Source organism: Kitasatospora sp. NPDC048545 (genome assembly GCF_040651155.1).
Lineage (GTDB): Bacteria > Actinomycetota > Actinomycetes > Streptomycetales > Streptomycetaceae > Kitasatospora.
Genome location: NZ_JBEZIQ010000028.1, coordinates 92,534 through 115,221 on the forward strand (window position 1 = coordinate 92,534; position 22,688 = coordinate 115,221).

Here is a 22,688-nt window from a genome sequence, read left to right on the forward strand (position 1 = left end):
GCCGTGGGCACGACCGACGCCATCCGCGCCGCGATCACCCGCCTGCTCGCCACCCTGCCCACCGACACCGCATCCGATGGCCCCGCCCGACACACCCCGGCGCTGCGCCGGCGTCTGGAGAGCCTGTTGGAGGTCGCCGAGTGGCGCGCAGGACGGTCAGCTGGGGCCGGGGCGGTGCTGGTCGACCGCGATGGGCAGGGTCGGATCGTCCTCCTCCCGCCGCGGCTCGCCGACGCCGGCCGCTACCGGATTTCCGTGGACGACGAGGATCCGGACAGCAGCAGCCTCACCCGCACCGTCACCCTCAAGCACCACCACCAGCAGGTTGGCGAACGCGCCCGTGACTTCGCCCGGGCCGTCGGACTGCCCGACGACCTGGCTGACGCCGTCGTACTGGCGGCCCGGGCCCACGACTGCGGGAAACACCACCCGCGGTTCCTGTGCATGCTCTGCTCGGGTGACCGTCTGCTCGCCGAGTCCCTGCCCGAACCCCTAGCCAAGTCCGGCATGGACCCCGCCGACCGCGCCGCCCGGCGACGCGCAGCCCGCCTGGCCAACTGGTCCAAGGATCTGCGCCACGAAGCCCTCAGTGCCGCGGCCGTCCAGACCTGGCTCGCCACCGGCCCCGCCGCCGCCCAAGGGCTCGACCACGACCTCGTCATCCACCTCGTCGCCGCGCACCACGGCTATGCCCGCCCGATGCTGCCCGCGGTCGCCGACCCCGAGCCCGTTCTCGTCGAGTGCACCATGCCCGACGGCACCGCCGTCTGCGTCTCCAGCACGGTGATCGGCACCGACTGGAACGGTCCCGACCGCTTCGACGCACTCAACCAGCGCTACGGCTCCTGGGGCCTGGCCCTCCTGGAATCCGTCGTCCGCCTCGCCGACATCGCCTGCTCCGAGGAAGGCAACTGACCGTGCACCAACTTGAACTCCCCGCCCTTCACGCCGACGACCCGCTCGGCTTCCTCGCCGCCCTCGGCATCCTTGAACTCACCGCCGCCGCCCTGACCGCCAAGCCCCGCCTCCACTGGAACGGCCCTGCTGGCCCCGCCGTCCTCACTACCGACCAGCCCCTCGCCCTTGACACCCTCACTGACCTCCTCATCGCCCACCTCCCGCCCAAGCCCGCCCCCACGGCAGGGCAGTCGGACGACACGGCCGAGACCGAGGACCAAGACGACGAGGACACCGACACAGCCGGAACGAAGGATGAAGGCTGGGACTCCTTCCCGCACGTCCCCGGACTCCTCACCCGAACCCGCGAGGACACCACCGCCCCCAACGAAGCCCTGCGCCTTCAAGTCGACACCGCGCACCACACGCTGCGCGAACTCACCCAGGCCGAACGCGAGACGGGGAACCGCCAGGCCCGATGGTTCGCCGCCCTGACCAACGTCATGTGCTTCGAGGACGTCAAGACCAAGACGGACAAGAACGACCCGGAATCTGTGGAAGGGTCGACGCCCGCCACGGTTCGACGCACGCCCGTCACACCGCTGATCGCCGCCGCCGGCCAGATGACTATCACCGGCCTGGCACAGAAAGCCGTCCTCGGCTGCCACAACGACCCTCGGCAGATCCGCTCGGCCCTGGACGGCTGGCGCCGCGTCCCCGACTACGCCTCCGCCAACTTCGACCACCGCTCCCTCGGCGACGCCCACACCAACTCCGAAGGCAAGCCCTGCCAGCGCGGCGCCCCAGGGCCCACCTGGCTCGCCCTCCACGCCCTCGGCACCTTCCGCCTCACCGCCACCGGCCGCGCCCAGGCCGCCACCAGCTGGGATACCACCAACGGCCGCGGCGCCCTACGATGGCCCGCCTGGACACCACCCCTCACCTCCACCGCAGTCACCGTCCTCCTCGAACACCCCGCCGTCCGCGCCACCGAACCCGGCACGAACCGCAACACCACGATGCTCACTAACCTCGGCGTCATCGCCCTCTACACCGCACCCCGAACCGGCCTCAAACAATCCAACGGCCCCCTCGCCGCAAGCCGCCACCTCTGGCCCTGAACCCCACCTCCGACCACCCCACCAACCCCCGATCCTTGACAACTCCACAGCGCCAACACAGAGAACGGCATCCCAAGCAGACACGGAACACCCCACCGCACCGAAGCAACAAGTCCGAACTGTCCTAAAAGACACCAAGGCAGACGCGGCAACCGACTCGTCGGACCATCAAGCCAGCAGCTCAGACGCCATCACTCCGCACCGTCCTGGTGCAGCACCATCGCAGCGACTGCGCGGAGGAGTCGGTGCGCATCGCCCGCTTGATCACTTCGCACCGTCCCGGTGCGGCACCATCGCAGCGCCCTGGCCTCGTCGTAGTCGGGGCCGGTTCACGGATCACTCCGCACCGTCCTGGTGCGGCGCCATCGCAGCCCCTGGGGGTCCGTCTCGTAGACGTTGACGTCCTCGTCGTCGCTCCGCACCGTCCTGGTGCGGCGCCATCGCAGCCCGGAGGAGATGACCGTCCCCAGCTCGGGGGAGTGGGTCGCTCCGCACTGTCCTGGTGCGGCACTATCGCAGCTCGTGGCTGCGGGACGTCGGCCTGGCTTCGTCCAGGGTCGCTCCGCTCCGTCCTGGTGCGGCACCATCGCAGCCTGGCGACCGACCCGATGTTCTACGCCGACCAGCAGGCGCCTTCGCACCGTCACCACGGCACCATCGCAGTCCTGCCGCGGCGACACCGATCACGGCATCGACGGCGACACCTCCGTACCGCCCCGGTGCGGCACCGTCGCAGCGACGCGTTGAACGAGGCAGTGCGTCAGAACGGCGCGCTCCTCCGCACCTCACCCGCGCGGCACCATCGCAGCCTCGGCAAGGGCAGGGCGAAGGGCCTCGGCAACGCCATTCGTCCGCACCGCACCGGGCGCGGCAACATCGCAGCTTGGAGAGGATGAGCAAACGCGCCGGCCAACTTCGGGTCGCTCCGCACCATCCCGGAGCAGCACCATCGCAGGGACATGCACGACCCGTTCGCGGCCGAGATCGCCCGCAAGTCACTCCGCACCGCTCCAGCGCGGCACCATCGCAGCACCATGCCCCACCATCGCCCGTACTGGCCACGGTGTTCGCTCCGCACCGCCCCGGTGCGGCACCCTCGGAGCCTCAACACCGATGCCTCCGGCCGCGTCTCCGTCACCGGTCGCTCCGCACCATTGCGGTACGGCACCATTGCAGCTGGATCTCCATCGGCAGCTGTGCGACGAGGTCGGCGTCGCTCCGCACCATCCTGGTGCGGCACCATCGCAGGATCGCCTCGTCGGACCTGATCCCGACCAGGCGGTCGCTCCGCGCCACTTCGGTGCGGCACCATCGCAGCGTCCGGGTCGCGTTCGTCGACCCCCTGCGGGCTGCCGTTGCTCCGCACCGTCCCGGTGCGGCACCATCGCAGCAACCGCTTCCTGGACTACAGCACCGCCGACACCGTGTCACTCCGCACAACGTCGATGCAGCACCATCGCAGTTGATCTTGGTCGGGTCAGCGTCAAGGGGTGCCAGCCGTCGCTCCGCACCACCTCGATGCGGCACCATCGCAGCTGGGATGCCGCCCGGCTGCAGGTCGGTGACCAGGAGGTCGCTCCGCACTATTTCGGTGCGGCAGCATCGCAGCTCGATGCGCGCTCAGCTGGAAGTTCACGCGGCGCTCTCCCCCGCACCGCCCTGGTACGACACCATCGCAGCCCGGCGTCGTCGGTGAGCAGGCCAAGCGCGGGGACGCTCCGTCCGCATCGTCCCGGTGCGCACCATCGCGGCCTCGAGGAGGCGTTCCTGCGACCGCTGCGCAAGGGCGGGTCGCTTCGCACGATCCCCGTGCGGCACCATCGCAGCTTCGACCTTGACAGGTTCTACGGCGCCTTGTTCGGAGTCGCTCCGCGCACCATCCCGATGCGGCACCATCGCAGCTCGCAGTCGGCAACGGTGCCGCCATGAAGGCGCGCCGGTCGCTCCGCATCGTCCTGGTGCGGCACCATCGCAGCATCCACGACTGCAAGAGCGACCTTGCCAAGGAGCAGCGTCGCTCCGTGCGGCACCATCGCGGGACCAAGCGCCAGATCCTCACCCAGATTGCTCAGGCCCTGCTTCGCATCCCATCGGTGCGGCGCCATCGCAGCGTCCTGGATGACCTGAAGGGTCAGCACAATCAGGAGCGGCCGTTCCGCACCCTCCCGGTGCGGCACCATCGAAGCTAGGCATAGATCAGGCCGTCAACGAGGGCGGCCAGGTTGGTCCGCACCACTCGATGCGACACCAGCGCAGTGCGTCGGCCATGACGTGCCAGCACATCGCCTGGACTGTGATGGTGTCGCATTGGATGGTGCGGCACCATCACAGTGACCCTGGCGTGGCTCCCTCCGACGGCGGCTTCTGGTCCTCCGCACCTCGCTAGGCCGTTTCTTTCAGATCATCGGATCGTTGGTCCGGTGTGTCGTTGACCGATGCGCAGTGGGCGCGGATAGAGCCGTTGTTGCCGGACCGGACGCCGAAGCGGGGCGGGCGGTGGCGTGACCACCGTGAGGTGATCGACGCGATCGCCTGGAAGTTCCGGACCGGTTCGCAGTGGGTGCACCTGCCGGCCGAGTACGGCTCCTGGAAGGGCGTCTACACCCGGCTGCGGAACTGGGCGATCGACGGCACCTGGGAGAAGGTCTTCACCGCCCTGCTCGCCCAGGCCGACGCCGACGGCGACCTGGAGTGGGTCGTCTCAGTCGACTCCACCATCGTGCGCGCGCACCAGCACGCGGCCGGGGCCCGCAAGAAAGGGCCCCGGCCGGTGAACCCGCCCATCACGCCATCGGACGCTCCCGAGGCGGGCTGAGTACGAAGATCCACCTCGCGGCGGACGGACGCTGCCGCCCGCTGTGCTTCTATCTCACGCCGGGTCAGGCCAACGACGCTCCCGCGTTCGAGCACGTCATGGCCCGCATCCGGGTCCCCCGAGCCGTCGGCCGGCCGCGCACCCGCCCGGACATGGTCCTGGCGGACAAGGCCTACTCGTCCAGGGCGATCCGCGAACACCTGCGCCGGCGCGGGATCCGGGCGGTCATCCCGCAACCCGCCGACCAGATCGCCTACCGCAAGCGCAGGGGTCGCAGCGGAGGCAGGCCACCCGCCTTCGAGCAGCAGGCCTACAAGCGGCGCAACACCGTCGAATGCTGCGTCAACCGCCTCAAGAACTGGCGCGGCCTCGCGACCCGCTACGAGAAGACCGCCACCGTCTACCAGGCCGGACTCCACATCGCGGGCATCTTCATCTGGTCGGCAAGATGATCCGAAGGAGCGCCTTGGAACGACCGGCCGGGGATCCTCAGCCCTTGAGACTGCTGCTCCAGGGTATCTCCGTTGACCCGGACGCCGCGAATCCAGTGGCGCCCCACTCGGCGCCCCAATCCCTGCTGGTCCAGTCGCGGTCGGGCGACCAGAGCGGCCGGGGCTTCTCGGGGCCCCACACCGCAGGGTCCGCACGCACCAGGAGTTCGGCCTCCGCGGCGTACCCGCCCGTCAGCACAGTCACCAGGAAGTCCGCGAAGCCGCCGTCGAAATGATCGAGCCGGTCCTCGAAGAACACCGTCACCGGCCACTTGTCGGGATCCGGTCCGATCGTTCGCCAGCAGCACTGGTTGTGGTTGCTGTTCCATCCCCAGGGCAGCAGGCCGCCCGGGTCCGGGAAAACCGGAGTGGTGCCCGGTGGCTCCCAGTAGCACTCCTCGCCCTCGACCTGATCGCGAAAGCTGATGTCGGTGTCGTAGCGCCACCAAGCCAGACCACTCGGCTCCATGCCACGCGGTTCCGACGTCGGGGTGTACACACCCCACTCGCCGTTCAGCACCACCCCGCCGTACAGGTCGATGAACGCCCGGTAATCCGATGGGAGTTGGACACCCAATTCAACGGGCGCCAGCTCCCACGGAACCTGGGCCGGGACGTAGAGCGGCTCCCCCATGATCGCCCGAAGTCGATCCCACGCCTCAGTCATCCCCCTGCCTTCCTGCCGACCCGCCGGACACACCGATACGCACCCTAGGGGACGGCTCGGACAGGCTCTCGTGAAGGCGGTAGCCCCTGCCGCCCGATGATCCAAAGAGAGGACCTAGTGCGGCACTATCGCAGCAGGATCGTCAGCATGACGTTGGTCATGCCGCCGCCCTCCCCCCCCCTTCATCTGGGTGAGGTACCGCCGCACTGGCGTGCCGCATGGGCAGCCCGCGCTGGAACGCGCCCGTCGCCCCGCACCACCCCGGCGCGGTACCACCGCAGCCCGTCAGCGGCGGTGAGAATCGCGCGCACGCCCGCATGCTCCTCCGCACCGTCCCGGTGTGGCACCATCGCAGCGGGCCGACCAGGCCCGGCAACTCCTGGCAGTCCGGAACTACTCCGCACCTCATTGGTGTGGCCCCATCACAGCATGCCGGACACCTAGCGGACCTCGGGAGTGAACACCGGTTCCTCCGCACCTCATCAGTGCGACATCGTCGCAGCGAGCTGTTCGGTCTGATGCTCGACGGGCAGGCTCCCCCACTTCTCCGAACCATCCCGGTCCACACCATCGCAACGACGCGGGCGTGGTCGAGGGCCCGTACGAGGCCGCCGTGCTTCCGCACCTCGCCGGTGCGGCACCATCGCAGCCGCGAGCTGGGATACGTCGCCGGCGCCGCCCGGCTCACCGGTACGGCACCATCGCAGCGACGGGGTCGTCCACGACCAGAACGACGGATGGCGCGGCGTCTCCGCACCTCCCCGGTGCGGCTCCATCGCAGCTTGAGGCCCTTGCAGCCCCAGATCCGGCCGGTTCCGGTGCCTCCGCACCGAACAAGTGCGGCACCATCACAGCAACGGGAAGTCCTGTGTCCCGTCCCCGAGGCCGGCGATCGCTCCGCACCATCCGGTGCGGCACCATCGCAGTGTCTCGGCCCGGATCATCAGCACCACCATGTCGAGCGCCGCTCCCCACCATCCCGGTGCGGCTCCACCGCAGCTTGGCCTTGATCAGGCTGGAGAGGAACGCCGCGAGTGCCTCCGCGCCGCTTCGGTGCGGCTCCATCGCAGCTGCACCAGGCTCGAACAATCGAACCCCGCGTGCCTCCGCGCCACTACGGTGCTGCACCCGAAAGCAGACGTTGATCCGCACCGTCCCGGTGCGGCACCATCGCAGTTGGGACGTCGAGTCAGGTATGCCACCCCCAGAGCTTGTTCCTCCGCGCCTCACCGGTGCGGCACCGTCGCAGCTCGACCATGATGGCCTTGAACCTGTGGACTTCGGCGGTCGCTCCGCGTCGTTCCGGCGTGGCATCATCGCGGCTACTTAGCCCTCCCCAAGGGCGACAAGACGTGCGAGTCGTTCACACAATCCTCGGTGTGGCATCATCGCGGCGTCCTGATCGCGTTGTTAACCTCCGTCGTCGGCGTGGTACCTCCGCGCCATTTCGGTTCGGCACCATCGCAGCTTCGACGTGGCGTCCGCACGCCGGGCGATCACGGCGTCGCTCCGCACCGTCCTGGTGCGGCACCATCGCAGTGAGTTCGGCGAGTACGACCTGTGGATGGGTAGTCCGAGTTCCACTCCTCTGTATGCGGTTGCCCACCGATCCTGGCTGAGGAGCGCTGCACAAAGGGGCACTGGTGGGGACTTGTCGGGGACCACGCGTGGGTCACCATCTCCTATGAGGCGTCCTTCGGTGAACGAACAGCGCGGGTTGTCTACCGTCTGACGTGCAGCGATGGCTATGCGCGGGCGACTGGGGGTCAAGGGGTCGCAGGTTCAAATCCTGTCGTCCCGACTTGCATCACTGCAGGTCGTAGGCCGTTTCCGCTTCTGGCGGGAGCGGCCTTTTTGATGTTCCGTCGGTTGGTGGTCGCAGTGTGGTCGCCGGGCCACTTCGGCCAGGCGGTGGCGGGTTCGATTTCCTGTGGCGTCTGATGGGTGGCCAGGCGGTGGTGGGGGCGCGGGTGCTGGTGCCATGGGCGTCGGGCGCGGCAGGCGGGTTCGCCGAGGAGTGTGCGGTCGGCGGTGGTGAGGGTCCAGGAGATGGCGTCGACGGCAGCCCGCTCCGCGAGGCGGGTGAGTTCGGCGTAGACGACCACAGGCTCATGAATAGCGCGCTGACCTGCTGATCTCCCTTGATCAGCGACAACCTCGGACTCCACCACGGCGGCACCACCTGGCAAATCCGAGCCACCGCCTGACGGCGGCAGCCCGGACCACACCAGGACCTGCATCTGTCTTCTAGGGGTAGTAGGTGTCCTGGTGCTGCGGCGCGGGCCACTGGGACTGGGGCGGCGACTGCGGCGATCGCGGTGTGCCTGTGTGGTGGCGGCCGGTGGGTTGGGCGGTCGTGCGTCCGGGGCGCAGGGGCCACCACAGGCTGCGGCCGAGGATCGTGGCCAGGGCGGGCACCAGCACGATGGACAGCAGGAACGCGGAGAGCAGGATGCCGAGCGCGGTGGCGAAGCCGATCTGCTGGGTGGAGGGTTGCGGGGTCACCGCGAGGCTGGCGAAGGAGCCGGCCAGGACGAGGCCCGCCGTCGCGATGGCCGGGGCGGTGTGCCGCAGGGCGCGCGCGACCGCGGCCCGGGGCGGCCCGGGGTGTTCCATCTCCTCCCGGATCCGGTCGCTGATCAGGATGTTGTAGTCGGTGCCGAGCGCGACCACGAACAGGAACAGGACCAGCGGCAGCGTGAAGTTGACGCCCGGCTTGTCCATCGCGTGCTGGAACAGCAGAGCGGCCGCGCCGAGGGTGGCCGCGAAGCCGAGGCCGACGGAGAGCATCAGGATCACCGGTGCGAGCAGGCTGCGCAGCAGCAGGAGCAGGATCACGCCGATTAGTACCGCCGCGACCGGGAAGACCAGCCGGAGGTCGTGGTCGACGGCGGTGGAGACGTCGGCGAAGACGGCCGGGGTGCCGCCGACGTGCGCGGTCAGGTCGGCGGGTGTGCTCTGGGCGACGGCTGCGCGGATCGGGCCGGAGACCAGGTCACGGGCCTGCTGGGACTGCGGGTCCGCGGTGAGGAACAGGTCGATCCGCGCGGCCTGCCGGTCCTCGCTCAGGACCGGCTTGGCCACCTGGCCGACCCCGGCGACCCGGCTGAGGTGCTGGGTCAGGCCGTCGAGCGAGCGGGGGGAGAGCGGACCGGCGTTCTTGGTTTCGACGTAGACGCTGGTCGGGTCGGCCACACCGGCGGGCAGGGCGCGGGAGATCTCGAGGGCGGTGCTCTGGGACGCGGTGCGGGGACCGCCGCCCAGGCCGTAGTCCATCTTGATCCCGGCCAGCCCGCCGGCCAGGGCGCCCAGGAGGGCGAGCGAGGCGAGGACCATGGTCAGCGGCCGGCGGGCCACCAGGTCGCCGAACCGGGCCGCAGTGCCCTCGCGGGGTTCGGCCTCGAGGGCGCGTGAGGGCCAGAAGAGCTTGCGCCCGCAGGCCGCGAGCACGGCGGGCATCAGGGTGAGGCTGGCCAGCAGCATGACCAGGACCGAGACCGCGATGGCCGGGCCGAGCACCCGGAACTGGCCGAAGCTGGCGACCCCGAGGGTGGCGAAGGCGGCGACGATGGTCAGCGCGGCCGAGGTTACCGCGGTGCCGACCTTCTGGCTGACCTCGGCGGCGGTGGCGCGGTGGTGGCGACCGGGGTGGGCCCGCAGCTGCTCGCGGAAGCGGAACATCAGGAACAGGAAGTAGTCGATGCCGATGCCCAGGAGCACCACGCCGATGAGGCTCGGTACGGAGGAGTCGATCTTGATGCCGGTGAGCAGTGCGGTGCCCACGACCGCGCCGCTGGCCACGCCGCTGATGAGGGCCACCGAGATCAGCGGCAGCAGGGCGGCCAGCACGCTGCGGAACACGAGGACATGGAGCAGCACGATCAGGGCGACGGCGCAGGCGGAGGCGATGGTCGCGAGGGTCTTCCCGTCGTCGGTGGAGTCGACCTGGTCGGCGAGTGCGCCGGTGAAGCCGGTGCGCAGTCCCTGGGCGGCGAACTCCGCCCGGGCGTTGTCCCGGAACGCCCGGAAGGTGCTCTCCAGGCCCGGGTCGGCGGGGTTTCCGGTGAGGTTGGCGGAGAGCAGCTCGAAGGTTCCGTCAGGTGCCGTCATGGCCGGATCGACCTGGGGGATCTGCGAGTAGTCCCGCCGAAGGGGCGCCGCGTCCTTGGGCTTGGGCATGGTGACCTTGAGGCGGCTCAGCCGCTGCGCCCCGGCGTCGATCTGCTCGTTGTCCGCGGGGGTCAGCGCCCGGCCGTCGGTCCGCGCGACCAGGATGGTCACCGGGTTGGCGTCGGGCTTCGTCCCGAAGCGGTCGTGGGCGATCGCCATGGCGGCGGCCGAGTCGTAGCTCTTCGGCAGGAAGTCGGCCGTCTGCGTCTGGGTCACCCGGTAGATCAGGGTCTGGCTCAGGACGGTCAGGAGCATTCCCAGGACCGCCCAGACGGCGATCACCTTCCACGGATTCCTGGTGGAGAATCCGGTCAAGGCGCGGATCACGATGTCCTCCGGCTGTGGTGCGGTAGCCGGCGAGTTCCGGCACGTTTTCAGACCATCACGGCGTACCGGGCGTTCTCGTCCGTGCGCGGGAGGAGAACGCCGTCAGGACCTGAGCCCGGTGCACGGCCCTGACCAGGACCAGGGGCCTGGTCAGGGATCGGTCCGGGGTGCCTGCCCGGGGTCGGGAGCCGCTGCGAGAATGGACCGCGAAAGCATTCCCCCCCCCCCGGAGGACCGCAGGCGAAGGCCGCCACCGACCGGTCGCAGAAAGGACCAGCGCCAGTATGTCGACGCACCACCGGCCGCTGCCGCCGTCGCCGAGAGCCGACGGCCTGCCCTGGACGGCCAGTGACGCGCTGCTGGCCGTCGGGGCGGCCGCCCTGGACCTCATCGGCTACACGCTCGGCGGTCCGGACGGAAGCCAGCCGATCGCCCTGATGGCTCTGATCCTGCTCGTACTGGCGGCCATGCCGCTGCTCGCCAGGCGCCGCTACCCGCTGGCGTCACTGGCGGTCGTGCTGGTCCTCGGCGTGGCACTGAATCTGAGCGGTCCGGTGCCGCACCACTTCAACTGCACGCTGTGCGTGGCGCTGTTCGCCGTGGCCCGCTCCCGCGGCGTCGCGGTGGCGGCGCCGGCCGCCCTGGTGGCGGTCGCCGTGCCGTTGCTGGGCCGGGGGCGTCCGCTGCCCCCTCCGGCGGGGGAGGTGGCGGCCAACGTGCTCGCCGCGGCGCTGGTCATCGTCGCGGCCGTGGTCCTGAAGCGTTGGCAGCACGAGGTGGAGGTCAGGCGCAGGCTGCTGGCCGACCGTGCGGTGGCGCAGGAACGGCGCCGCATCGCACGGGAGTTGCACGACATCGTGGCTCACCACATCACCACCATGCAGCTGATGGCCGGAGGTGCCAGGGCGAACCTCGGGCGTGACACCGAGGTGGTGCGCGACGCCCTGGTCACGCTGGAGGGCTCCGGGCGGATTGCGCTGCGCGAGATGCGCCAACTGCTCGACGTGCTCCGGGAGGGCGACGCGCCGGAGGAGGCGGACCGGGCGCCGTCCGCGCCGCAGCCCGGTGTCGGGCAGCTCGAAGGGCTCGTCGAGGAGTCCCGCCGGGCCGGTCTGCCCACGGAGTTTGCCGTCCTGGGGGAGGAGCGTCCGCTGCCGCCGAGCACCGGCCTGGCGGTGTTCCGGATCGTTCAGGAGTCCCTCACCAACACCCGCAAGCATGCCGGCCGGGCCGAGGCACGGGTCCGGCTGACGTACCATCCGGACCGGGTCACCGTCGAGGTGTCCGACAACGGCGCCGCCGCGCCGGCCGACACCCTGGTGGGAGCCGTGACGGGGGCGGGCGGTGCGGCCGGACCGAGGGCGGGCCGCGCCGGGTACGGTCTGATCGGCATGCGCGAACGCGTCGCGCTGCAGGGCGGCAGCATGGTGGCCGGCGCCGTCGACGGTGGTGGCTTCCGGGTGGTGGCCGACCTGCCGATGGCGCCGGCCAACGGAGAGGAACGGCTCTGATGACGGGTACCCCGGAGCGGATCAGGGTGCTGATCGCGGACGACCAGCCGCTGGTGCGGCGGGGCCTGGCCCTGATCCTGGCACCGGACCCGGCGTTCGAGGTGGTGGCCGAGGCGGACGACGGGCAGCGAGCGGTCGACCTCGCGCACCGGCACCGGCCGCACGTCGTGGTGATGGACATCCGGATGCCGGTTCTCGACGGGGTCCAGGCGACCGAGCGGATCGTGCGGGAGCTGCCTGCGTGCCGGGTCCTGGCGCTGAGCACCTTCGACATGGACGAGTACGTGGTGGCCGCCCTGCGCGCCGGCGCCTCCGGGTTCCTGCCCAAGGACGTCTCCCCGGAGGAGCTCTCGGCGGCCGTGCGGACCGTGCACACCGGGGAGGCGGCGGTGGCGCCGCGCCTGCTCACCCGGTTGATCTCCACTTACGTCACCACGCCCCGCCCGCCGCAGTCGCCGGTGCCGGTGCCGGTGCCGGTGTCCGACCTGGGTGAACTGACGCCCCGTGAGGTCGAGGTGTGGCGCCTGCTGGCCACCGGGCTCGACAACGCCGAGATCGCCGCGGCGATGGGCATCAGTGTCTCCACGGTCAAGAACTACATCACCAGCATCTTTGCCAAGCTGAGTGTCCGCGACCGCGCCCAGGCGGTGATCGCGGCCTACGAGATGGGCCTGGTGGAGCCCCGGAGTGCGAACCCGGCGGGCTGAAGCGGCAGCGGTACGTCGCGGACGGCCCCGCGGCTCCCGATCACGGAAGCTGTGGGGCCGTCCGCCCGGTGTCCGGCACCCCGAACACGTGGGGGTGGTTCAGTGGCAGAGGGCCGCGTCCAGGGCGTCCGCCATGTGCTGCGCGCCGGCGTCGCCGGGGATGGTGGTGACCGTGATGTTGGCGGCGCGGCCGTCGTCGGTGACCCCGCCGCGGGAGCGGTAGCCCGGAATGGTCCCGCCGTGGCCCCAGAGGAGGCCGCCGCAGGAGAGCGGCTTGCTCTGCAGGCCCAGCCCGTAGCGGATCCCCGGGCCCAGGAGCTCGGCGGGGACGGTGGTGCGCATCTCGGCGAGCTGCGCCGCGGGCAGGAGCCGGCCGCCGAGGAGCGCGGTGAAGAACGAGTTGAGGTCGCTGTTGGTGGAGACGATCGCCCCCGCCGCCCAGGCCATCGAGGGGTCCATCTCGGTGTAGTCGTGGAGCGAGCCGTCGGCGTCCTGGTTGTAACCCTCGGGGTGGGCCTCGTGGATGGTCATGTCCCCCGGGGTGGGGAAGTAGGTGTGGCGCAGGCCGATGCGGTCGATGACGCGCTTGGTGATCTCCTCGCCGACGGGCCGCCCGGTGACCTTCTGGATCAGGAGTCCGGCGACAATGTAGTTGGTGTTGCTGTACTCCCAGCGCGTGCCCGGGACGAAGCGGGCCTTCTGGGCGAGGGCGCCGTCGAGGAGCTCGCGGGGCTCGAAGTAGCGGTGCTGGATCGTGCTGAAGTCCGAGAGCGCGGGGGCGTCCGTGTAGTCGGGCAGGCCGCTGGTGTGCTGGAGCAGTTGACGGACGGTGATGTTGCGTCCGTCGATGCCGTCGCCGCGCAGCAGGCCGGGGAGGTAGGTGTCGACGGAGGCGTCGAGGCCGATCTTCCCTTCGGCGACGAGCTGGAGGACGACGACGGCGGTGAAGGTCTTGGTGTTGCTGCCGGCGCGGATCTGCCCGTCCATGGGGACCTTGGCCTTGGTGGCGAGGTTGCCGACGCCGGCGGTGTAGCTGTGGGTGCGGCCGTCGCGGCCCTTGACGGTGGCCAGCGCGGCGGGCAGGCCGTCGTTCTTCACCAGCGCGGTCAGGCTCGACTGGACACCGTCCTGCTGGCCGCCCGCGAACGCCGCGGTCGGTGCCAGTGCCGAGGCCGCCACGACGCCGGCGGCCACGGTGGCCACGGCCACCGCCAACCTGCGCCGCCCACGGTGGCGCAGGCGGGTCCGGTGGTGCCGTACGTGCTCGTTCACGGAGGAACTCCTCTGCTGGAGGGGGGAATCGGTGGGGCGGGCGGGTTCCGCGCGCCCCGGGCGCGGAACCCTTCGGTGGTGCTGGTGCGGATGCTCAGGCCGGTGCGGGGAGGGTCAGTGACACAGGGCGGAGTCCACCGCGGCATCCACGTGCTGCGTGGCCGTGTCACCCGGGAGCATGGTCACCGCGATGTTGGCGGCGCGGCCGTCGTCGGTGGCGCCCCCGGCGGTGTTGAAGCCCGGAATGGCTCCGCCGTGGCCCCAGTACAGGCCGCCGCACGACAGCGGCCGGCTGGCGAGGCCCAGCCCGTAGCGGACGCCCGGGCCCATCTCGTCGGCGGGCACGGTGGTGCGCATCTGGGCGAGTTGGGCCGCCGGGAGGAGACGGCCGCCGAGCAGCGCCGTATAGAAGCGGATGAGGTCGCTGTTGGTGGAGACGGCCGCGCCCGCCGCCCAGCCCCAGGACGGGTCCAGCTCGGTGTAGTCGCTGAACGAGCCGTCGGGGTTCTGGTTGTACCCCTGGGGGTGGGCCTCGTGGATGGTCATGTCCCCCGGGGTGGGGAAGTAGGTGTGGCGCAGGCCGATGCGGTCGACGATGCGCCGGTTGACCTCCTCACCGAGCGGACGCCCGGTGACCTTCTGGATGATGAGGCCCGCCACCAGGTAGTTGGTGTTGCTGTACTCCCAGCGCGCGCCCGGGGCGAAGTGGGCCTTCTGGACGAGGGCCGCGTCCAGCAGTTCGCGCGGCTCGAAGTACCGCTTCGGGTCGCCGAGGATCACGCCCTTGTCCACGTACTCGGGCAGGCCGCTGGTGTGCTGGAGCAGTTGGCGGACGGTGATGTGGCGTCCGTCGATGCCGTCGCCGCGCAGCAGGCCGGGGAGGTAGGTCTCGACGGGGGAGTCCAGGCCCACCTTGCCCTCGGCGACGAGCTGGAGGACGACGACGGCGGTGAAGGTCTTGGTGTTGCTGCCGATCCGGACCTGTCCGTCCACCGGGACCTTGGCCTTGGTGGCGAGGTTGCCGACGCCGGCGGTGTAGTTGTGGGTGCGGCCGTCCCGGCCCTTGACGGTGGCCAGCGCGGCGGGCACGCCGTCGTCCTTCACCAGCGTGTTCAGGTTCGACTGGACGCTGTCCGGTCGACCGCCCGCGAACGCCGCGGTCGGTGCCAGCGCCCCGACCGTGATGCCCACGGCGGCCACGGCGGTCACGACCGCCGCCGCGCGGTGCCGGCTGCCCCGGCGGGAGAGCGAGAAGCGACTGTGCGGTGCATGCTCGTACACGAAAGGACCCCTCCGATGAATGGTGCCGGTGATTCCCGGCCTTGATCAAGAAGACCATTCGGGGACAGGGGAGTTCGTCCGTACCCAGGACGAAACCGCGCCCGGGAGCAGACTCCGGGAGCGGGCCCCGGCCAGGACCGTACTCCTGGCCACTGGTGCCGCTACTCGCCCCGCAGCAGCGCGGCCGGGCCCTCGTCCAGGCTCGAGTTGCCGGTCGTGACCGCGGACTCCAGCCGGTCGGATGCGTTCCGGACCCGGGACAGGTCGCGGTTGACCGTCTCGTGCTCGTAACGTCCTGTTCGCCGACCTGGGTAGTCGTGGCTCCTGTCCGGGAGCCCGGACGTCAGTTGCAGCGCCTGCGCCCCGGCTCGTGGGCCGATGCAGGTATGAACCGACTCGCGAACGCGACGTCGCCGTACCTGCTCCAGCACGTGGCTTTGACCACGAGTTGTGGTTCTGGTCCAACTTCTGGGCTCTGTCGCTGATTGAGGGGTCCGTGCCGACCGTGATCGGGCGGTGGGCATGACCTCGGCGTGATGGATTCGGTGCGTGTGGCGGACCTTCTCTTCCCGGGGATCGGCGTGGAGGTCGAGGAGATGGTTCTTGGGGATAGCGAGGTTCGTCTCGCCGTGCGGTCGGTGGCGGCGTCGGCCGTCTGCCCGGGGTGCGAGCGGAGATCATCGCGGCTGCACTGCTACTACCGGCGGCGTCTTGCGGACCGTCCGGTCGCGGGTCGGCGGGTTCGGCTGGACCTGAGGGTGCGTCGTCTCGTATGCGGCAACGACCAGTGCGACCGGCGGACGTTCGCCGAGCAGATCCCGGCTTTGACGTCCCGCCACGCGCGTCGCACGACCGCGCTCACCGCTCAGCTCACCGACATCGCCCTGTTCTTGGGCGGCCGGGCCGGAGCCCGGATCTCCGGGCGTCTGGCCATGACCACGTGCCGGGACACCCTGCTCCGTCTCATCCGGGCGCTACCCGTCCCGTCGTCGGGCCTCGTCCCGCGTCTGGGGGTGGACGAGTTCGCCATCCGGCGCGGTCGCACCTACGCGACGGTCCTCGTGGACATGGACACCCACCGGCCGGTCGACGTCCTCGCCGATCGCGCCGCGAACACCTTCGCCACCTGGCTGCGCGACCACCCCGAAGTGCGGACGATCTGCCGCGACCGCGCCGGATCCTTCCGCGACGGTGCCCGCACGGGTGCGCCGCAGGCCCAACAGGTCGCCGACGCCTGGCACCTGCTGCACAACCTCGCCGAGGCCGTCGAGCGCGTCGTCGGCCGCCACCGCGCTGACCTGCGCGAACCCCTCGACCTCGGAGAAGAGCGGGATGAGATGCCCCGTTCCGGAGCTGCCGGATCGAACGAGCTGGACGTCCACGGCCGGCCGCGTCCGCTGGTCGCCCGCACGCGCGAGCGTCACCAGCAGATCCACGAACCATCGAGCGCGGCGACAGCCTGCGGGCCATCGCCCGTGAACTCCGCCTCAGTCGCGGCACCGTCCTGCGTTTCGCCCGAGCCGCCGACGTGGAGCAACTCCTCGTCGCGGCGACCCACCGCCCCAGCGTGATCGACGACTACCGGCGCTACTTGCACCACCGGTGGATGGAGGGCTGCACCAACGCCTCCGCACTCACCCGCGAGATCCAGCAACTGGGCTACCGCGGTGACGTCAACACCGTTCAGCGTCATCTGCGGCTCTACCGAACCGGAGCGATCCCGGCAGAGGCCCCACCACCCCACCTGACCGTCCGCCGCGTCACCGACTGGATCATGCGCCGACCCGAGCGGCTCGACGACACCGAACGCAAGTGCCTCGACGAGCTGTGCGAACGCAGCCCGGCCCTGGCCACGACTACCCAGTACGCCCGGCGCCTGGCGACCATGGTCCGCGAACGCCGCAGCGAGCACCTGGCCCTCGATGTCTGGCTCGCCGACGTCCGCCTCGACGGGCAACCCGAACTCCGCAGCCTGGCCGGCGGCATCCGACGCGACCACGCCGCCGTTCTCGCGGCCCTGAACACCACACTCACCTCGGGAGCAGTAGAGGGCAACGTGACCAGGATCAAGCTGCTCAAGCGCCAGATGTACGGGCGGGCCAACTTCGACCTCCTACGCCGCCGCATCCTCCTATCACCGTGATCAGCCAGCCAAGACCCCTCAATCAGCGACAGAGCCCAGAAGTTGGACCAGAACCCGAGTTCGACGTCACCCGGGTACTTGCCAGGCCAGCATCGGGAGTGCTCCTGGTGAAAGGCCCTGGTCATGCCGCAGATGTCGAAGGTCGAGCTGTACGCCGCGATCCGGCGTGACCATCGGGACGGCATGAAGCTGCGGGAGATCGCGCGCAAGTACAACGTGTCGTGGCGGACGATCAGGAAGGCCGTGGACTCGGTCTGGCCGGAGCCGCGGAAGAAGCTCCCGCCCCGGGCGACCGCGCTGGACCCGTACAAGGCGGTGGTCGACGGGATCCTGCGGGCCGATCTGGACGCGCCGCGAAAGCAGCGGCACACGGTCACCCGGCTCTTCCACCCCCTGGTCGCCGAGCACGGCGCGGAGGTCTCCTACCAGCAGGTCCGGCGCTACGTCGCCGATCGCAAGCCGCAGATCCTGGTGGAGTCGGGCAAGGCCCCGATCGAGGCGTTCGTCCCGCAGACCTACGGGCCCGGCATGGAGGCCGAGGTCGACTTCGGCGATGTGACGGTGAAGCTCGCCGACGAGTTGGTGACCTGCTACCTGTTCTCCTTCCGGCTGTCCTACTCGGGCAGGGCCGTCCACCGCGTCTTCGCGTCCTGCGGGCAGGAGGCGTTCTTCGAGGGCCACGTCCACGCGCTGCGGGTGCTGGGCGGTTATGTGGGTGACAACTCTTCCGCGATCTCGTGTTTCCGGTCAGGATGGTCGCTCCCGTCGAGGAGCGCGGATGGCCTGGCAGCCGGAGTTGGTACGACGCGTCGATGCCGCGGGCATGCGGCGGACCGCTGCACCGGCACACCGTCCGCGACCGGCTGAGCAAGCTCCGCGGATTCTTCCGCCGCCTGGACGAGTGGGACGCCGACGACCGGCCACCCCGCCAACTGGTGTTCGACAGCGACTTCCCGATCGCCGACGAGCCGCTGCCCCGCTTCCTCGACGACGCGGCTGCCGCCAAGCTGCTGGCCGCCGCCCGCCAAGACCCCGATCCGTTCGCCCGGCTGGCCATCGAGATCCTCGCCCGCACCGGGATGCGCCGCAGCGAGATGCTCGGTCTCACAATCGACGCGGTGGTCCAGATCGGGTCCGCCTACTGGCTGCGTGTCCCGGTCGGCAAGATGCACACCGACCGCTACGTCCCCCTGCACCCACAGCTGAAGACGCTGCTGGACGACTGGCTGCTGCACCGGCCCGAGGGCCGACGGTCGAACCTGCTGTTCACCGACCACGGCCGCCCGGTCAACGCCTCCCGCATCGAAGCAGCCGTCCGCATTGCTGCGGAACGGGCCGGCCTCGGCCGGGTCACGCCCCACCAGCTCAGACACACGCCGGCCACACAGGCGATCAACCGCGGCATGTCCCTGGAGGCGATCGCCGCTCTCCTCGGCCACCGATCGTTGTCCATGACGCGTGTTTACGCGCGGATCGCCGACCGGACGGTGGCGGACGAGTACTTCGCCGTCTCGGAGAAGGTCGAGGCGCTCTACGACGCCCCGCGTCGGCTGCCGGCCGACGCGGAGGGAACGGAGATGGCCAAGCTCCGCCGCGAGATGCACCGCCGGATGCTCGGCAACGGCTACTGCGCGCGTCCCGTCGAGATGGACTGCCACTTCGAATCGATCTGCGAGTCCTGCACGTTCTTCGTCACCCATCGAATTCCGCCCCACCCTCGAGCGCCAGCGGGACGATGCGGCAGCCAAGGGCCAGGTCGCCCGCGAGCAGATCTTCGATGGACTTCTCAGCCGACTGGACGGAGAAGCGTCCTGATCCCCTCTGCGGGCCCGAGGCGGACCGCGTCGGACGCCGCCTCACCCCCGCCTCACCGACGCGCAGTCTCAGCGGTTGTAGAGCTTGCGCGCCAACAGGTAGCCGGCGAGCGCGATCACCGCGCTCCACGCGACGGCCTTCGCGAGGTCGGTGCCGGCCGGCTGGGCGGCGAGCAGCTTGCGCAGGGTCTCGATGACCGGGGTGAACGGCTGGTGTTCGGCGAACCAGCGCAGCGGCGCCGGCATCGACGCGGTGGGCACCACGCCGCTGCCGAGGAACGGCAGGATCAGCAAGGGCATCGGCAGGTTGCTGGCGGTGGCGACGTTGCGGGCGATCAAGGCGAGCGCGACGGACAGCCAGGTGATGGCGAAGGTGAACATGGCCAGGATGCCGATGACACCGAGCCAGTCCGGGGCGGTGGCGGCGGGCCGGAAGCCGATCGCGAGGGCGGCGGCGGTGACCGCGGTGAGCGCGAGGAAGTTCTGCACCAGGGCGCCGAGCACGTGTCCGGTGAGGACGGAGACGCGCGCGATGGCCATGGTCTTGAACCGGGCGACGATCCCGCCGGTCATGTCCATCGCGACGGCGATGGCGGTGCCCTGGGCGGCGCCGGCGATGGTCGTGGCCATGATGCCGGGCGTGAGGTAGCCGGCGTAGGCGGCGCGGCCGCCGCCGATGCCGGCGCCCATGGTGCCGCCGAGGACGTAGACGAACAGCAGCAGGATGATCACCGGGACGGCCGTGTAGGTCAGCAGCGGCGTCGGGTAGCGGCGGACGTGTTTGAGCTGGCGGCGCAGCATGGTCGCGGAGTCGGCGACGGCTTTCATCAGGCAGGTTCCTTCACAGCGATGTCGTTGGTGCCGTTGGTGGAGTTGGTGTCGTCGGTCAGAGCGAGGAGGACTTGGTCAGGGCGAGGAAGACGTCGTCGAGGTCCGGGGTGTGCACCGTCAGCCCCGCCACCTCTGCGTCGATCGCGTCCAGCTGGCCCACAACGGCCCTCAGCGCCTCGGCCACGCCGCCGTCCGGGATCTGGACGGTGAGTTCGGCGTCGTCGGCGAAGCGCACGGCGATGTGGCCGCCGGGAATCAGGCGCTTGAGTTCGTCCGGCGTCCCCTCGGCGACGAGCCTTCCCTCACTGAGCAGGGCCACGCGGTCGGCGAGCTGGTCGGCCTCCTCCAGGTACTGGGTGGTCAGGAAGACGGTGACACCGTCGTTCTCGACCAAGTCCCGCACGGTGCGCCACAATTCGCGGCGGCTGCGCGGGTCCAAGCCGGTGGTCGGTTCGTCGAGGAAGATCAGCCGGGGCGCGCCGACCATCGTCATGGCGAGGTCCAGGCGGCGGCGCAAACCTCCGGAGTAGGTGGCGACGGGTTTGCGGGCGACGGCCGCGAGGTCGAAGCGTTCGAGCAGCGCCTGCACGGTCCGGCGGCGCCGCGAGCAGCCGACGTGCAGCAGGTCGGCCATCAGGCGCAGGTTCTCCTGGCCGGTGAGCAGGTCGTCCACTGCGGAGAACTGGCCGGTGACGCCGATCGCGGCGCGCACCGCGTCGGGGGCCCGGGCCAGGTCGTGGCCGGCCACGCGGATCTCGCCGGCATCGGCCTTGATCAGGGTGGACAGGATCTGGACGATCGTGGTCTTGCCGGCGCCGTTGGGGCCGAGCAGGGCGAAGATCGTGCCCTGCGCGACAGTGAGGTCGACGCCGTCCAAGACGAGATGGGCGCCGTAGGACTTGCCCAGTCCAGTGGCGGAGATGATGGCATCTGTGTTCAGCACGGGCTGAAAGCTACGTTGCGTTCGGAGAAAATGTCTACGGAGAGATCCGCATAGCCGCAGTTCAATAGCCATATTTTGATGCAATGACGATGCCGCCGAATGCACCATTGGCATTGCAACAGGTGTCGCCGAATGCAAGACTGCGGCCATGCCAGGAGGAAGACTGACCCAGCAGGACCGCCACCGCATCGCCGCCGGACTCGTCGAGGGGCTCTCCTACGCCGAGATCGCGCGGCGCCTCGGCCGGACCACGTCGACGGTCACTCGGGAGATCGGCCGCAACGGCGGTCCGGCCGGCTACCGCGCCGAACTCGCGCACCAGGCGACGGAGCGACGGGCACGCCGCCGCACGCCGAGCGCCGGGCACACGCCCGGCGCCGGGCGCACGGACGCCCAGGACCAGGCGGTGGAGCTGGCGGTGGGCACTGGGCTGCCGAAGATGATGGCCAGGGTCCTGATCGCACTGTGGCTGAGTACGGACGGCAGGCTCACAGCCACCGAGCTGACCCGGGAGCTGGGAGTCAGCCCGGCATCGGTCTCGGCGGCGGTCGGGTATCTGATCCGCCAGGAGCTGATCCGGCGCGAGGCTCAGGGACGCCGGGACGTGTACGTGGTCGACAACGACGCCTGGTTCCAGTCGACGGTGACCGGCGCGGAGCAGACGCTTCATGCGGCACAGGTCGCGGTCCAGTACGCGGAGCAGATCGGCCTCGACACGCCTGCCGGAGCGCGGTTGGCGAAGAGTGGGGCGTTCCTGGAGCGGATCAGCCTGGACGCGTTGGAGTCGGCGGCCCGGTGGCGCGACCTGCTGAGGTGACACGAGTCCCCTGCGTTTTCAGGCGCTCAACGGCTTCTCAGAAGCCGTTGTCTTTCCGATCGTGATGGGTGCGTTTCCGCTGGTCAGGCATAGTGCTGGCGCCTCGGTGGCAGAGACGGGGTGTCGTGCCGTCTGCTCGGTGGAGGTGCCGGATGCCGTCGGTGATGTGGCTGCTGGAGGAGCGTGAGCGTGCTGCTCGGCAGCGGGTTGAGGTCCTGCAGGCCGAGCTGCGGGAGGCGGAAGCCGCGTGGGAGCGGTTCGTGATCGCCCGTCAGGCCGTGGCCGAAATCCTGGCGGAGCCGCCTGCCGGCGAGGAGTCGCCGCCGGGCGGGGTGGCCGGTGAACGGCCGGCGCGGGTCCCCGGGGCGGTGCCCGGATCGATGGTTCCCGTCTGGCGGGAAGGACTCGCTCTCGACTCGCTGGCGCCGGACTACCAGCGGCTCGTGGAAGCCCTGGCCGATCGGGGCGGGGAGGTGATGGACTGTCGCCGGCTCGCGGCGGCCCTGGGTCTGGAGGTGGTCGCGGCGAAGGTCGAGGGAGTGCGGTCGAAGGTGAAGCGCCTGGCCGTGCGGGGCTGGCTGGCCGAGGAACGTCCGGGGATGTTCAGCGTGCTCGCCGGGCGAGTCGGCGGCTCATGACCATGGTCATCGACCACCGGATCATCGCCTCGGAGGTGTCGGTGCGGGTCTCGTAGTCGCGGGCCAGGCGGCGTGAGTGCATCAGCCATGCGAACGTCCGAGCGTGTCAGTCGCCAGGCCCTCGGATCGGGTTGAGCCCCAGCCGGGCGAGCCCCAAGGGTTCGAAGAAGCCGAAGGTTCGTCAGGGTGGAACCGCGGGTGGACCACCTGATTCTCGCGAGGGGACCCGCGAGTTCGTAGACG

At 70.4% G+C, this 22,688-nt stretch carries 17 protein-coding genes and 3 pseudogenes; 11 read left to right on the forward strand and 9 right to left on the reverse strand.

All coding sequences use genetic code 11. From position 1 onward, the window contains the following. Nucleotides 1–3 precede the first annotated feature (3 nt). Nucleotides 4–915: an HD domain-containing protein gene (locus AB0D10_RS25460; RefSeq protein ID WP_360260400.1), complete on the forward strand. Its 912-nt coding sequence runs from the start codon at nt 4–6 to the stop codon at nt 913–915. A gap of 2 nt (nt 916–917) precedes the next feature. Continuing rightward, a complete protein-coding gene (locus tag AB0D10_RS25465; protein ID WP_360260402.1) occupies nt 918–2,018 on the forward strand; it encodes a hypothetical protein in 1,101 nt (366 codons plus the stop codon). Nucleotides 2,019–3,862: 1,844 nt separating this feature from the next. Here AB0D10_RS25465 and AB0D10_RS25470 read toward each other — a convergent pair. After that, complete coding sequence (locus tag AB0D10_RS25470; RefSeq protein ID WP_360260405.1) at nt 3,863–4,198, reverse strand: hypothetical protein; 336 nt, start codon at nt 4,196–4,198, stop codon at nt 3,863–3,865. 242 nt (nt 4,199–4,440) lie between these two features. Between AB0D10_RS25470 and AB0D10_RS25475 the strand changes: the two are divergent. Then, nucleotides 4,441–5,285, forward strand: a pseudogene (locus tag AB0D10_RS25475) (IS5 family transposase). Nucleotides 5,286–5,322: 37 nt separating this feature from the next. On the opposite strand, the gene AB0D10_RS25480 reads toward AB0D10_RS25475, so the two are convergent. After that, the gene (locus AB0D10_RS25480; RefSeq protein WP_360260408.1) at nt 5,323–5,991 is read right to left on the reverse strand and encodes a hypothetical protein; all 669 of its coding nucleotides are present in this window, start codon (nt 5,989–5,991) and stop codon (nt 5,323–5,325) included. A gap of 2,247 nt (nt 5,992–8,238) precedes the next feature. Further along, nucleotides 8,239–10,488 carry an MMPL family transporter gene (locus AB0D10_RS25485; protein WP_360260411.1) on the reverse strand — a complete coding sequence of 750 codons (2,250 nt, stop codon included), beginning with the start codon at nt 10,486–10,488 and terminating at the stop codon, nt 8,239–8,241. Between the two features lie 284 nt (nt 10,489–10,772). Here AB0D10_RS25485 and AB0D10_RS25490 point away from each other — a divergent pair, with 284 nt between their 5' ends. Beyond that, nucleotides 10,773–11,999: a histidine kinase gene (locus tag AB0D10_RS25490; protein WP_360260412.1), complete on the forward strand. Its 1,227-nt coding sequence runs from the start codon at nt 10,773–10,775 to the stop codon at nt 11,997–11,999. Beyond that, nucleotides 11,999–12,706 carry a response regulator transcription factor gene (locus AB0D10_RS25495; RefSeq protein WP_360260414.1) on the forward strand — a complete coding sequence of 236 codons (708 nt, stop codon included), beginning with the start codon at nt 11,999–12,001 and terminating at the stop codon, nt 12,704–12,706. The genes AB0D10_RS25490 and AB0D10_RS25495 overlap by 1 nt, the downstream gene beginning before the upstream one ends. 99 nt (nt 12,707–12,805) lie before the next feature. On the opposite strand, the gene AB0D10_RS25500 is transcribed toward AB0D10_RS25495, so the two are convergent. The 3 genes from AB0D10_RS25500 to AB0D10_RS25510 all read right to left on the reverse strand — a co-directional run bounded on the left by AB0D10_RS25500 (nt 12,806) and on the right by AB0D10_RS25510 (nt 15,783). Further along, the gene (locus AB0D10_RS25500) at nt 12,806–13,921 is read right to left on the reverse strand and encodes a serine hydrolase domain-containing protein (protein ID WP_360260495.1); all 1,116 of its coding nucleotides are present in this window, start codon (nt 13,919–13,921) and stop codon (nt 12,806–12,808) included. A gap of 171 nt (nt 13,922–14,092) precedes the next feature. Beyond that, nucleotides 14,093–15,187 carry a serine hydrolase domain-containing protein gene (locus AB0D10_RS25505; protein ID WP_360260497.1) on the reverse strand — a complete coding sequence of 365 codons (1,095 nt, stop codon included), beginning with the start codon at nt 15,185–15,187 and terminating at the stop codon, nt 14,093–14,095. Nucleotides 15,188–15,420: 233 nt separating this feature from the next. After that, nucleotides 15,421–15,783: a DUF6192 family protein gene (locus tag AB0D10_RS25510; RefSeq protein WP_360260416.1), complete on the reverse strand. Its 363-nt coding sequence runs from the start codon at nt 15,781–15,783 to the stop codon at nt 15,421–15,423. Nucleotides 15,784–15,840: 57 nt separating this feature from the next. On the opposite strand from AB0D10_RS25510, the gene AB0D10_RS25515 reads away from it, so the two are divergent. The 4 genes and pseudogenes from AB0D10_RS25515 to AB0D10_RS25530 all read left to right on the forward strand — a co-directional run. After that, nucleotides 15,841–16,830, forward strand: coding sequence for an ISL3 family transposase (locus AB0D10_RS25515; protein ID WP_360260419.1), 990 nt, complete (start codon nt 15,841–15,843; stop codon nt 16,828–16,830). Next, nucleotides 16,788–17,402, forward strand: a complete 615-nt coding sequence (locus tag AB0D10_RS25520) for a transposase (RefSeq protein ID WP_360260421.1) — start codon at nt 16,788–16,790, stop codon at nt 17,400–17,402. Before AB0D10_RS25515 ends, AB0D10_RS25520 begins: the two co-directional genes overlap by 43 nt. 123 nt (nt 17,403–17,525) lie before the next feature. Beyond that, nucleotides 17,526–18,269, forward strand: coding sequence for a hypothetical protein (locus tag AB0D10_RS25525; protein ID WP_360260423.1), 744 nt, complete (start codon nt 17,526–17,528; stop codon nt 18,267–18,269). Then, nucleotides 18,215–18,823 (forward strand): annotated as a pseudogene (locus AB0D10_RS25530) (site-specific integrase); the annotation flags it as partial. The gene AB0D10_RS25525 and the pseudogene AB0D10_RS25530, both read left to right, overlap by 55 nt. 462 nt (nt 18,824–19,285) lie before the next feature. Here AB0D10_RS25530 and AB0D10_RS25535 read toward each other — a convergent pair. Together AB0D10_RS25535 and AB0D10_RS25540 are read right to left on the reverse strand one after the other, a co-directional pair. Next, nucleotides 19,286–20,044 (reverse strand): ABC transporter permease, encoded by a 759-nt coding sequence (locus tag AB0D10_RS25535; protein ID WP_360260426.1) that lies wholly within the window; start codon nt 20,042–20,044, stop codon nt 19,286–19,288. A 58-nt stretch (nt 20,045–20,102) separates the two neighbouring features. Further along, on the reverse strand, nt 20,103–20,990 hold the full coding sequence (locus AB0D10_RS25540) for an ATP-binding cassette domain-containing protein (protein WP_360260428.1): 888 nt from the start codon (nt 20,988–20,990) through the stop codon (nt 20,103–20,105). A 148-nt stretch (nt 20,991–21,138) separates the two neighbouring features. Between AB0D10_RS25540 and AB0D10_RS25545 the strand changes: the two genes are divergently transcribed. Beyond that, nucleotides 21,139–21,807: a helix-turn-helix domain-containing protein gene (locus AB0D10_RS25545; protein WP_360260430.1), complete on the forward strand. Its 669-nt coding sequence runs from the start codon at nt 21,139–21,141 to the stop codon at nt 21,805–21,807. Nucleotides 21,808–21,971: 164 nt separating this feature from the next. Further along, on the forward strand, nt 21,972–22,445 hold the full coding sequence (locus tag AB0D10_RS25550; RefSeq protein WP_360260432.1) for a hypothetical protein: 474 nt from the start codon (nt 21,972–21,974) through the stop codon (nt 22,443–22,445). Here the strand turns inward: AB0D10_RS25550 and AB0D10_RS25555 are convergent. Further along, nucleotides 22,411–22,518, reverse strand: a pseudogene (locus tag AB0D10_RS25555) (IS5/IS1182 family transposase); the annotation flags it as partial. The gene AB0D10_RS25550 and the pseudogene AB0D10_RS25555 overlap by 35 nt on opposite strands. Between the last annotated feature and the right edge of the window lie 170 nt (nt 22,519–22,688).

What these genes read in the sequence shown, in the direction of transcription:
- AB0D10_RS25470 (WP_360260405.1), bottom strand. Translation starts at nt 4,198, where the DNA reads ATGGTGCCGCACCGGGAGGGTGCGGAACGGCCGCTCCTGATTGTGCTG.
- AB0D10_RS25480 (WP_360260408.1), bottom strand. Translation starts at nt 5,991, where the DNA reads ATGACTGAGGCGTGGGATCGACTTCGGGCGATCATGGGGGAGCCGCTC.
- AB0D10_RS25490 (WP_360260412.1), top strand. Translation starts at nt 10,773, where the DNA reads ATGTCGACGCACCACCGGCCGCTGCCGCCGTCGCCGAGAGCCGACGGC.
- AB0D10_RS25495 (WP_360260414.1), top strand. Translation starts at nt 11,999, where the DNA reads ATGACGGGTACCCCGGAGCGGATCAGGGTGCTGATCGCGGACGACCAG.
- AB0D10_RS25510 (WP_360260416.1), bottom strand. Translation starts at nt 15,783, where the DNA reads ATGCCCACCGCCCGATCACGGTCGGCACGGACCCCTCAATCAGCGACA.
- AB0D10_RS25525 (WP_360260423.1), top strand. Translation starts at nt 17,526, where the DNA reads ATGCCGCAGATGTCGAAGGTCGAGCTGTACGCCGCGATCCGGCGTGAC.
- AB0D10_RS25535 (WP_360260426.1), bottom strand. Translation starts at nt 20,044, where the DNA reads ATGAAAGCCGTCGCCGACTCCGCGACCATGCTGCGCCGCCAGCTCAAA.
- AB0D10_RS25545 (WP_360260430.1), top strand. Translation starts at nt 21,139, where the DNA reads ATGCCAGGAGGAAGACTGACCCAGCAGGACCGCCACCGCATCGCCGCC.
- AB0D10_RS25550 (WP_360260432.1), top strand. Translation starts at nt 21,972, where the DNA reads ATGTGGCTGCTGGAGGAGCGTGAGCGTGCTGCTCGGCAGCGGGTTGAG.